At 59.5% G+C, this 10,186-nt stretch carries 12 protein-coding genes and 1 pseudogene; 5 read left to right on the top strand and 8 right to left on the bottom strand.

The window, feature by feature from the left end; genetic code table 11:
• From BP858_RS11095 to BP858_RS11080, 4 genes and pseudogenes are all read right to left on the bottom strand, one after another.
• Nucleotides 1-185: pseudogene (locus BP858_RS11095) on the bottom strand (hypothetical protein); the annotation flags it as partial.
• 139 nt (nt 186-324) lie between these two features.
• A complete protein-coding gene (locus BP858_RS11090) occupies nt 325-1,533 on the bottom strand; it encodes an META domain-containing protein (RefSeq protein WP_143706282.1) in 1,209 nt (402 codons plus the stop codon).
• Nucleotides 1,530-2,210, bottom strand: coding sequence for a hypothetical protein (locus BP858_RS11085; protein ID WP_011842990.1), 681 nt, complete (start codon nt 2,208-2,210; stop codon nt 1,530-1,532). The genes BP858_RS11090 and BP858_RS11085 overlap by 4 nt, the downstream gene beginning before the upstream one ends.
• A gap of 23 nt (nt 2,211-2,233) precedes the next feature.
• Nucleotides 2,234-3,232 (bottom strand): hypothetical protein, encoded by a 999-nt coding sequence (locus BP858_RS11080; protein WP_143706281.1) that lies wholly within the window; start codon nt 3,230-3,232, stop codon nt 2,234-2,236.
• Nucleotides 3,233-3,766: 534 nt separating this feature from the next.
• Between BP858_RS11080 and BP858_RS11075 the strand changes: the two genes are divergently transcribed.
• The 4 genes from BP858_RS11075 (at nt 3,767) to BP858_RS11060 (ending at nt 6,695) form a co-directional block, all read left to right on the top strand.
• On the top strand, nt 3,767-4,459 hold the full coding sequence (locus BP858_RS11075; protein ID WP_145916325.1) for a hypothetical protein: 693 nt from the start codon (nt 3,767-3,769) through the stop codon (nt 4,457-4,459).
• A 24-nt stretch (nt 4,460-4,483) separates the two neighbouring features.
• A complete protein-coding gene (locus BP858_RS11070; RefSeq protein ID WP_062260991.1) occupies nt 4,484-5,260 on the top strand; it encodes a PepSY domain-containing protein in 777 nt (258 codons plus the stop codon).
• A gap of 26 nt (nt 5,261-5,286) precedes the next feature.
• The gene (locus BP858_RS11065) at nt 5,287-6,078 is read left to right on the top strand and encodes a hypothetical protein (RefSeq protein WP_074174659.1); all 792 of its coding nucleotides are present in this window, start codon (nt 5,287-5,289) and stop codon (nt 6,076-6,078) included.
• Between the two features lie 143 nt (nt 6,079-6,221).
• Nucleotides 6,222-6,695, top strand: coding sequence for an ArsR/SmtB family transcription factor (locus tag BP858_RS11060; protein ID WP_286879507.1), 474 nt, complete (start codon nt 6,222-6,224; stop codon nt 6,693-6,695).
• 18 nt (nt 6,696-6,713) lie between these two features.
• Here the strand turns inward: BP858_RS11060 and BP858_RS11055 are convergent, their stop codons facing one another.
• A complete protein-coding gene (locus tag BP858_RS11055; RefSeq protein WP_286879506.1) occupies nt 6,714-7,112 on the bottom strand; it encodes an NUDIX hydrolase in 399 nt (132 codons plus the stop codon).
• A 103-nt stretch (nt 7,113-7,215) separates the two neighbouring features.
• Here BP858_RS11055 and BP858_RS11050 point away from each other — a divergent pair, with 103 nt between their 5' ends.
• Nucleotides 7,216-8,148: an AEC family transporter gene (locus tag BP858_RS11050; protein ID WP_062260978.1), complete on the top strand. Its 933-nt coding sequence runs from the start codon at nt 7,216-7,218 to the stop codon at nt 8,146-8,148.
• A gap of 67 nt (nt 8,149-8,215) precedes the next feature.
• Here BP858_RS11050 and BP858_RS11045 read toward each other — a convergent pair whose 3' ends face one another.
• The 3 genes from BP858_RS11045 to BP858_RS11035 form a co-directional block, all read right to left on the bottom strand.
• Nucleotides 8,216-8,749, bottom strand: a complete 534-nt coding sequence (locus BP858_RS11045) for a nucleotidyltransferase domain-containing protein (RefSeq protein WP_286879505.1) — start codon at nt 8,747-8,749, stop codon at nt 8,216-8,218.
• Nucleotides 8,750-9,008: 259 nt separating this feature from the next.
• A complete protein-coding gene (locus tag BP858_RS11040; RefSeq protein WP_286879504.1) occupies nt 9,009-9,449 on the bottom strand; it encodes a hypothetical protein in 441 nt (146 codons plus the stop codon).
• 287 nt (nt 9,450-9,736) lie between these two features.
• A complete protein-coding gene (locus tag BP858_RS11035) occupies nt 9,737-9,952 on the bottom strand; it encodes a hypothetical protein (RefSeq protein WP_286879503.1) in 216 nt (71 codons plus the stop codon).
• Nucleotides 9,953-10,186 lie beyond the last annotated feature (234 nt).

The following is a 10,186-nucleotide window of genomic DNA, read 5'->3' as shown; positions in this document are numbered from 1 at the left end:
ATCGATGCATTCTCCGGCCGTTCTCCCCTGACCTCCCAGCCGTTCAATCTCGGGGATCCGCCGCTTGCTTCGAGCCAGGTGAAGAGAGCAGTGCACGTGAGCACGACCGTCGCAACGAGGAGGATGACGCCGATGAACGCAAGAACCGCCACGATGATCAAACGTCTGTTGACTTTCGACTTCATGATCTCCTCTATGCTTTTCACCCAATCTCGCTGAAATAGGATCGTCCTATTTCCATTCACCTTTGTTGATGTATTCTGCTCCCGATTCCTGTACCGCCCAAAATCATAGGGTCGCCGGGGTCCCGGGGCGGCATCCCGCTTATAGCGCAGGCGTGTTCGCCATCGTCACCAGGGGTTTCCCGTCACCGGAAGAGAGTTCCAGCGTGCCGTTCCAGACCCAATACGTTCTCGCTTCTCCGAACATCGACTCGATCATCTCCCGTGATTCGCTCGCCTTTCCGGGATCATCATCTTCCGCAATAAGCATGGCGACGGGGCCGAATGATATCGATGAGTCGTCTGCATCGTACTGCGCAAATAACTGAATTCCGTGGATGATTCCGGTGATCATACCGTCCGGCATAAACAGTATCAGGTCGTACGTCCCCTCCGGTGTCAGGAGGCCGGGTCCATCCGCCGCCCGGTGCTGTTGCAGATACCAATCGACCGAGACCAGTGAAGGGGGCATCCGGGTAAACGACATGATGGAGTGACCGTTCTCGTTCATGATGTCGAGTTGAGCCCCGATTATCCGGTAACCGTGCGCCTGTTTCAGGAGCGAGGAGTACCATTCGGGCAGTTCGACCCATCCCTCCGCCGGCCCGAACCGAATGGTATCCCCGGACGCTTCATATGTCCCGCAGTAATCGGTGCCCGCGGCGGTCCCCCGGAACTGGCTTTCACCCAGAAACTGCAATGAAATCTGGTCGGTACCGGGGTCCTGAACGGCCCCTCCCGTATCGTTCCGCGGGGACCAAAGATACCACGCTTTTCCTTGGAGCGGTTGTGTCTGACTGGTGAAGGAGAGGATCTCCCTTCCGGATGCATCGAACAACCGGAGGCAGTCTCCGTCTATTGTGTAGGCTCTCGTTTTCTGGAGCAGTGTGAAGAACACTTTCTCTTGGTCGAGCACCTCAGGGGTCGAGGTCATCTTTGTCGATTCTATGTCGTGGATCCTGAGCGTGCTGCCGGAGAGGTCATGGCCGCCGAAGAAGATGTTGCACCCGGAGGTGCCGCTGACCCGCCCGGCGTCGGTGAACGCGATGATTGGGTCCGTTTTCTCGATGACGGGGACCTCTCCTTCCTCCGTCCAATAGGAGGTAAGATGCCATGACCGCCCGGATAGCGGGGATTGATTATCATTCGCCAGCAACGATGGGTTTCCGTCCGGCGGCAATCGAGTATCGTCCCGGGCCCCTGCAGAGTGCGTGAAAACGAGAACTCCCAGGCAGACGACGAATACGAGCAGTCCGGCGAGAGCGACCCTCACGGCCCGCCGGGAGTTCTTTCGCATGGGTTCGCCCGTCAAAGATAAAGCCCCCCGGGAGTGACATGATATTCGGCCGGGATCGGGATGAACCCGGATGCTGTGCCTGGCACGGTCGCATTCACCGTCGTCGTCCAGACGTTCTCCTTTATCAGGTGTTTCATGCCTCCGCCTCCCTGGTACCTGAGGTTGAACGTGATCGGGGTGGCGTTCTCCGGCGGCGGGATGAAGCCGTCGAGGAAGACGACCGTGGTGTAGGTCCCGCCCGATGACCGGCTGAATTCTTCGACGCTCACATTTTCAGGGGTCGCAAGCACGGGCACGAGCAGCCGGGGTTCTTCTTTCTTCTCGAACTCACCAGACGATACGGAGATACCGGGCCCGTAGCCGTCCGTGGTCGTGAACGCAAGCATCTTCCCATACGGCGTCTCCCGGATCGCCGTCCGCCATCCGAAGGCCTGATAACGACTAGTAAGCACCTCCTCCGACATCGCCGGAACACCATCCACATTCGCCGGGATCGGGACCATGACCGTGGCGGTGCCGTTCACGGCAAGACTGGATAGGCCGGTGATCTCGATCGCGTAGGAGTTATTCGGTGAGATGATCTCGACGAACCCAACAGCAAGGAAGATGAGGAAGATCATCAGGGCGAGGATGCAGACCGCGGCGAGCCCGATCAGTATAGCTTTCCGGATTTTCTTACGTTGCTCGTTCATCATTTCACCAAAAAAGGTTTTGGTTAGTGTGTCGCGTACTCGACGAGACCCATGTTATACTTGAGACCCTCTTTCAAGAGATCTTTGGTTGTCGACTTGACCCAGTCATCTTCTCCCCACCCAAAAGGAATAGTCACAATCTTCAATTGAAGTCCAGAATACCTTGCTGAAGAGTAGGATGCTAGAGATCGCGCACTCGAAGCGGGGTCAGATATTACGACCCAGGTATTAGGGGCCGACACAAGAGCCGCTTTAAACCCATACTCAGGATCGGTGAACTTTTCCTGCACGTATCCCTCATAAAGGGTATGCGTCGCCAGCTGTGCCGGATCGGCTACACCCTGAGTATGCCACGGCATGGACAGATCGCTCATATAATGCATCGACCAGGATAGGCACCGCCAGGCAGACTCACTATAGGGGTTCGACCTCATCTGGGTCCTCGCTTCATTTGCGTAATAACTGCATTTATCCGGGGCGTTGCTGAAGAATGGGGCACCGTCCAGATAGTGCTCGACCATCTGCTCAAGACCCCAGGTATCTGGGTCTCTCGAGTTTGCATCCAATATTTTTGTCTGTGAATATCCCCAGCCCCTCTTTTGCCCGGCAATCCCAGCAAGGGCATTGTGAACCCCGTCAGGATTCTCACCAATTGCACCACCCCACATGGGGCTTATCTGACGAGAAGTGTCCGGACAATAGTAGGTAAACACACTGGCGATTACCGATGCCAGTAGTTCCCGCTTTTCTGTCTCTTCCAGCGCTGACGTTCCATCCCAGATCTTCTTCAGTTCTGCGGTGGTCTCCTCAAATTTGCTCTCTGAGTATGTCTCCTCTAACGCTTTGAGCACTATCGTTTGCTCATCGGGGGATAGGTGCGCGTAATGATCAAGCGCCGCCTCATCTTGCAGAAATGAACGCTCAAGAGTAACCTCCCCTGCGCTCGCTGTCGATATAAGTGCTACACAAAGCAGCACTCCCAAGAGGATGGATATTCTTCCAATCCTGCGTAGTTCATTCATGATTGTTCTCCTCGATTCCTTCCAGGAGGCAGAAGAGGCACACATTTTAAGTACACGGAATGCGTACATTCCCTTTGCCTCCGGGCATGCGGGGCTCTATCATCTGGGCGTCAACCGTGGATGGAGGGACCCCCGCGCACACTCGGGCACCGCACGCGGCACCCGGTACGCTTTTAGGTCATTAGAACATATAAAACCCGCAGCAATCCGTCGGATTTTTCCGAACAATACAAAAATGTTTCTATAGGATGACCATCCACAGATTGGCTACCTACCCAGCGGGTGTATTCCGGACGAGTCCGCTTCGTAAGGGGCTATACGTGCAAAACCAGGCTTTCCGTGAGCCGTGCTGCACGTCGACGGCAGCACCACCGCCACGGGATCGGATCGCCCTCACCATCCGGGACCGGATCGCAAAGTTTAAGGTTTATTCGGTCAGAACCGAATGACGACATCGGGTTTTATAAGATTTCCCCTCGAATTCGGGTTTAGTTCCGGGTGCGAGAACGCCCGGGCGCACCTTGAGGGATACTTATGAAACAATGGTTATTCATGCTGGCAGCACTCTTCCTGCTCGCGGCTCTGCCTGCTGCCGTCAGCGCCGCACCACCTGCGCACAACTATGACTGTTCTGATACGACGCCAACAGCCTACGACGCACAGGTGGATCAGGCTGCGATGGGCTACTCCAGCTCGTCGTCCATGAACGCACACGCATCGACGGCCTACAGTACGTTCAGGTCGGATGCTATATTCTTCTTCAATGGCCACGGCCTCTACTACGACGACTCGCATAAAGGCGGTGGAATAAAGTTCTCCTCGGAATCCTGGATACTGGCCGACACCGACGGTCACTACCCGGGAAACGACCAGTATTACATCGCTGATTACGGGACCGATATCAGGGATGTCCTGCTCGCGGTTTACCTCGCCTGCTATTCGTCGCACGACAACCAGTACAACGGGGATCTCCTCCAGCAGACCATGAACAAAGGAGCAGACATCTGCCTGGGGTTCGACGGCGAGGTCGAGGTCGAAAACGGAAAATGTTGGTCAGGGAGCTTCTGGGACCGGGTGCGAAACGGGGAGACCGTTGCAAGCGCCGCAAGCAACGCAAAGGACGACTGCTACTGGCACTGGCCAATCGGCTACTGGGGAGTGGACACCTACGAGATCTCCGGCAGTTACAACAGTTGCCTCACTCCCGCTCGCTACGGAGTCTACTAATAAACTAATAATGGTGGTTCAACTATGAAACGGATATACATCCTTGCAACGCTCTGCCTCATTATCGCGGTCTCGGTCGCGGCAGCGGCTGACATCAACGCTCCGATCGGAGTAGATACTGCGAAAGAAAAAGCACAGGACTTTCTTAATGCACCCGATGCAACCATCCAGTACCAGAAGACCGAGCGCCCCAATCAGGGAGAGTACTACGTCTTTGGCATCGGAGACGGACAGGTTTACGTCAACGCCCATACCGGGGCTGTTGAGCGCGCCACGTTTGACTCTGCACGGAAGGATTCCCACGAGATCCGGCTGGATCAGGCCGCAGCCGAAGCGGCGGCAAGGGCCTACGCTGAAGAGAAGTACAGCGGTTTTGCGGAGAAGAGTATGCGGCTTATCGAGTCGAACCTGGTCTCTCACGGCGATGCAGGCAGCGAATATTTGTACATCTGGAGGGAAGAGAAGAACGGTGTCCTCACGCCGAACACGGTTGTCGTAAACGTCAACCCCGGTACCGGCGAGATCGTCTCGTACATCGGGATCCGGCGGGAGATCAAATGCCCGCTTGAGCCGGCACTCTCCCGGGACGAGGCGCTGAAGGTCGCGGCCGGGCAGTTCCCGGGAATCCGGGTGACCGATGCAACGGCCAACCTCACCGTCGAGTACACCCGGCCGGACGCACAGACGCTGACGTGGGTGATCACGATGAAAGGCGAGCCGGAGGGTGACGTCCTCCAGGGAGGGCTCATCGTCATCGATGCACGGGCAGGAGAAGTGCTGATGGTGAGCCCATACCTCTAAATTACTTCTTTTCCTACGTGGTAACAATGCACTCGAAGACGTGGGTATGGGTTGGCCTCTGCGCCGTTCTCGTTCTTGCCGCGGCGAACCTTGCCATACTTGCGGCCTTTCCCCCGGAGCAGGGACACGTGCAGGAACCGCTCAAGCGGGCGAACTGGATACTGCCGTTCGGGCCGGGGTTCGAGTACCCCGGCTCCTACGAAAGCCCGGTCATCGTCTACGACGGAGCGAACGAGACCTGGCACCTGCGGAACGTTACTGCCTACAACCGGGCAATCAACCTCGGCGAACGCTACAGCCTCGACCCGACCCGCCCGGAGGATATCCGGTACACGCCTGATATCGCAATCGAGGGCGACAAAATCAGCCTCGACTTCTTCATACGGAACCTTGCGGGCGAAGACTGCGCCCGTGCCGACCTTGCCGTGGCGACGGAGATCACGAGCCTGAACGCCACCACCGGGTTCCCGACGGGGGATATCCTCCCTGGCATCGCGACGACGCTGCCCATCGATAACCTCGCCGCCGGTGAGTGGCGGGAGGTGCGGGTGACGGCGGACCTTCCAAGACCCGGGCAGGAGGTCCTCTACATGACGGTCGATCTCACCGCCCCGTACGCCTTCACGACCCCGAACGGCACGCCGATCGCCTTCGACCTTCGCATGACGAGTATCGCCGATTCGGATCCCACACCTTCCGATGATGCCCCGGACCTCGATTACACCAGGGTCCGCCTTCCCCGGGCATCGGCAACGTTCATCGTCACGGAGATAGATGCACCGGAACCGGTCCCGCCACCGATCGCCAGGACCGGTTGAGAAGAACCGCACACCCTATTCTTCCGGTCAGTATGTCATATCCGGTCGTACCAAAACCCAGGATGGTTTCGAAACGCTTATCTATTCCGGCAGAAGAATACCGGATCATTTCCGGCCAGACCCATTGCAGGAGAGATTTCAACATGATAGAGATCACACTCGACCGGGACGACATCACCGCTCTCGCCTCCGACACCCGGGTCGCCATCCTCAAAGCGCTTGATTCCCGGCCCATGACGGTGAGCGACCTTGCTGACCGGCTTGGTCTTGCCCGGTCGACCGTCCATCAGCACCTCACCGTCCTCGCCGACGCAGATCTCGTGGCCCACGAGAACGCCCTGAAATGGCGGGACTACACCCTGACGAAGAGAGCCAGGCGGCTCCTTCATCCCGGAAAGGACCACCGGATCATCTTCCTCCTCAGCACGTCCCTTGTTGCCATGACGGCCGGGGTGCTTCTCGTCGCCTCGTTCCTCCGCGGTTTCGCCGTCCAGGGGGGAAGCGCCGTCCGGGAACCCCTCCTCCTCTACGCGGGCGAGGCGCTTCTTGGCGTGACGATCGCGCTCTGGTACCTTGCGGTGCGGTGCCAGAGGGATAGCTTCCCATGCCGGGGGTAACTGCTGGGTTTCCCCCGCTCACCCGCCGCTCCCAAACAACCCCCGGAACTGTTCCGCAAGGTCCATCGCCGCCGCCTCCCCGGGTTCGACCCAGGTGTAGTCCTCGTGCTCCGGACTGAGGCTGACCCCGGTCCTGTCGGCATCGCAGGCCATGATCAGGTAGGCGATTCTCTTCGTCGGGAGGTCGAGTTCCCCGGCGCCCGCGACGTGCCTGAGGGTGACCAGCATCCCGGTCTCTTCCCTGGCCTCCCGCCGGAGGGCACGGTCGAAGGTCTCGCCGGGGTCGAGCGTCCCTCCGGGGAGGTCCCACTTCCCCGGGTTGATAGGGTCGTCGGCGGCACGCTTCAGGAGGAGAACCCTCCCAACGCCGTCCCGGATGAGCGCTGAGACAGCGAGGTAGAACGGTTTTTCGGGCATACGGCGAGATAGATCCCTGCCGATAGAAAAACCTCTCCTGCGGCAGAACCGTAAAGAGTCATCAGAGCCCACACTGGTGGGTCAAGAGGGAGCGCCCCTATTCATGAGTGGGATGGTCACGGATTTCCTGGTTGTCGCCGACCAGATCTTCATTCTGGTGCTGCTGATCGCCGCCGGCTACGTCGCCGTCTCCACAAAGATCATGGACCCCCGGGCCACCCGGGGGCTCTCCGGGCTCCTCATCAATATCACCATCCCGGCGCTGATCATCGCTTCCATGCAGGTGCCCTTCACCCCCGCACGCCTCGCCGGCGCCGAGACCCTGCTCCTCGCGACCGGGGTCTTCTTCGTCTTCTCGTTCGCCGTCGCCTGGGCCGCCTCGAGGGCGATGCCGATGACCTCCTCGGAGAGGGGAGTTTTTGAGTTCGCGATCGTCTTCGGGAACGTCGGGTTCATGGGGTTCCCGGTCGCCCAGACGCTCTTCGGCGCTGACGCCCTCTTCTACGTCGCCATCTTCAATCTCGTCTTCAACGTCCTCGTCTTCTCGGTCGGGATAGCGATGCTCACCGGGGAGCGGGAGGGGGGATTTGACGCAAGACTGCTTGCAAACCCCGGGATCGCCGCCTCTGCCGCCGGGTTCCTCCTCTTCCTCGGGTCGGTGGAGATCCCAAGCCCGTTCATCGATGCGATCGGCCTCCTCGGCGGGGTGACCACGCCGCTTGCGATGATCATCGTCGGGGCGATGCTCGCGACGTTCCCGGCCCGGGAGATGGTCGGGGACTGGCGGATCTGGGCGGCGAGCGCCGTCCTCCTCCTCGCGGTCCCGGTGGCCTACTGCTACCTCTTCTCCCCGGTCTTCTCTGACCCCCTCATCAACGGGGTCATGATCACGATGGCCGCGATGCCGGCCGCCGCAAACACCGCCATCTTCGCGGAGCAGTACGGCGCCGATGCCCGCCTTGCGTCGCAGATCGTCTTCGTCTCGACGATCGGGTCGCTTGTCACGATCCCGCTGATGACGACGGTGCTGCTGTAGGGCGGGAGATGGTCGACCGGGATGCAGACAATCTTTCCCCGTTGCAGGCACTGTTCAAACCGATACTTCATCGTTCCTCCTCGATCAGGACCTTTCCCGCAAGAATCCGCTCGTAGAGAGCCGGATCGGTCGCCTTCAGGGACCGAAACTCTCCGGGCGTGAGGATGAGCGGCGATATCTCGCGGTCGAGCCCGGCCTCGACCACGGCGATGCTCTCTGCTGCAGCCCTTGCATCACCTGTCTCGATGAGGAGATCGATATCACTCTCATGGGTGTCGTCACCGGTCGCCGTGCTCCCGAAGAGGATCACCCTCGTTACGTCGCCCCGCAGGCGAAGGATCAGCGGGTTGAGTTCGATGAGTGTGGCACAGATCTTCAATTCACGGAGGAGCGGGCTCTCCATCGCTGCCCAATAGACCACAAGGCGCCCACGCTCTTCACGGTGCACCAGACCCGCCTCTGCCAGGCGAGCAAGCGTCTCACTGGCCGAACCCACTCCTATCCCAAGCAGCCGGGCGAGCTCGCGGACATAGTAGCCGTCGTGATAGTGTCTGCCCAGGAACCGGAGAAGCGTGAACGAGGCTCCGGAGAGTATGTTCATATCATCGAACATATGTTCAGATTTTTGAACGATTCCTATGTTAACCTGCCGGTGCGACCCTCAGGTCCGCGGGAACGTACCTGCACAGCAGTCACACCCCCGCCCGTGAACAGGGGACCAACCTGCTCACGCAGGCAGTAAGTCCCCTGGCCCTGGTGATTTACCGACCCGACAAAGGTCACCGGGGGCCGGTGAAACCCCGGCGGGAGGGGCTTCCTGCCAGGGCGGCAGAGCCTCGCCGGGCTGGGTTCCTCAGTGGTCACGGGGCTGTCCCGGCGCCCTCGGTTGCCTCAACCAGGTACCACCCGAGTCTCCTCTCCAGGTCGTCCTGCTCTCCTTGCGAAAGCGTTGACTCCCCAGCATAGATCTCTCTGACTTCTGTAACAAACCGGGTCTTCTCTTCCTCTGAGAGATTCGTGGTGGCATCCCTGATAAAAGCCCAATCCTCCTCGCTCGGTTCACATTTCTCCGGTTCGATATCCCTCCACGACGAGGGGATCGGGACGCCCTGCGGCGGTACCTGGTCTCCAGTTATCACGATGACGGTCATCTTCCCCGCCTCCCAGGGCTCTTCGGTCGGGGTCGGTTCCACCACCAGAACCTGTACAGCGCCCGCACCCGGTGCGTGGAGGAAGAGCAGGCCCGCGAGCAGCGCCGCCAGGAGAGGGAAGAGGAGCCACGCGCCTGCTCGTCCCTTCATCTCACCCACCTCCCGGGAGGTGGCCGGTGGAGCACGGGCGCCGCCCGTGCTCCGGTCTTCTGGTCCACTGCCGCTGGTCCCGGGGAAGAGACCGGCGGCATCCGCTCAGGCAAATCGAATCGCATACGTCCTGCTTCCCGGCATGCCGGGGTAGCGGCAGCCACGCGGGAGAAGTCAACGTGCTTCTATATACCTTTTATGCGCCACGGGCCAGAAACCAGGGCCGCGCCGGGTAATTGACAAAACCAACCGGATGCCTCATCAATCCAGAGATCGTCAGCCGATCATCAGCCCACCCCTCCCGGTGCACGCCGCCGTTCCCGGAGATAGAGGATGGGAAATGATGCGATACCGACAAGCACGATTGCCTGGAGAAGGGGAGTAACCGGATACCCCAGCACCAGGTAGCGCAGGAGGAGAATCGCGGCCGCTATGACGTAGAAGACAACCGATCGTGCGAGAGTGATGCGACGCTCGCCGCCGTCGATGAAGACAATCCGCACCAGGAGTATGCCGATGACGACGAGGGCAGGGAACCAGAAGGTCTGGCTGAGGAATATGCAAGGGATGCGGAGAGATAGATCAGGAGGATCACGACGATGAGAGCGGTATCGACCGCCTTCCCGGCAACGACCCTTCTCCGCTTCCTACCCTCCTCTCCCTGTCCCTTCGACCCGAGGACATGGCGGAAGATGCTCATGGGGTTTGGATCGGCTAGATTCTCCTTTCGCCTGTAC

Origin of the sequence: Methanoculleus sp. UBA413 (assembly GCF_002502935.1) — an archaeon.
Classification (GTDB): Archaea; Halobacteriota; Methanomicrobia; order Methanomicrobiales; family Methanoculleaceae; genus Methanoculleus; species Methanoculleus bourgensis.
Note: the sequence above shows the minus strand (reverse complement) of the source record. Positions and strands in the feature narration are given on the sequence as shown.

What these genes read in the sequence shown, in the direction of transcription:
- BP858_RS11085 (WP_011842990.1), bottom strand. Translation starts at nt 2,210, where the DNA reads ATGAACGAGCAACGTAAGAAAATCCGGAAAGCTATACTGATCGGGCTC.
- BP858_RS11080 (WP_143706281.1), bottom strand. Translation starts at nt 3,232, where the DNA reads ATGAATGAACTACGCAGGATTGGAAGAATATCCATCCTCTTGGGAGTG.
- BP858_RS11075 (WP_145916325.1), top strand. Translation starts at nt 3,767, where the DNA reads ATGAAACAATGGTTATTCATGCTGGCAGCACTCTTCCTGCTCGCGGCT.
- BP858_RS11070 (WP_062260991.1), top strand. Translation starts at nt 4,484, where the DNA reads ATGAAACGGATATACATCCTTGCAACGCTCTGCCTCATTATCGCGGTC.
- BP858_RS11065 (WP_074174659.1), top strand. Translation starts at nt 5,287, where the DNA reads ATGCACTCGAAGACGTGGGTATGGGTTGGCCTCTGCGCCGTTCTCGTT.
- BP858_RS11060 (WP_286879507.1), top strand. Translation starts at nt 6,222, where the DNA reads ATGATAGAGATCACACTCGACCGGGACGACATCACCGCTCTCGCCTCC.
- BP858_RS11055 (WP_286879506.1), bottom strand. Translation starts at nt 7,112, where the DNA reads ATGCCCGAAAAACCGTTCTACCTCGCTGTCTCAGCGCTCATCCGGGAC.
- BP858_RS11050 (WP_062260978.1), top strand. Translation starts at nt 7,216, where the DNA reads ATGAGTGGGATGGTCACGGATTTCCTGGTTGTCGCCGACCAGATCTTC.
- BP858_RS11045 (WP_286879505.1), bottom strand. Translation starts at nt 8,749, where the DNA reads ATGAACATACTCTCCGGAGCCTCGTTCACGCTTCTCCGGTTCCTGGGC.
- BP858_RS11040 (WP_286879504.1), bottom strand. Translation starts at nt 9,449, where the DNA reads ATGAAGGGACGAGCAGGCGCGTGGCTCCTCTTCCCTCTCCTGGCGGCG.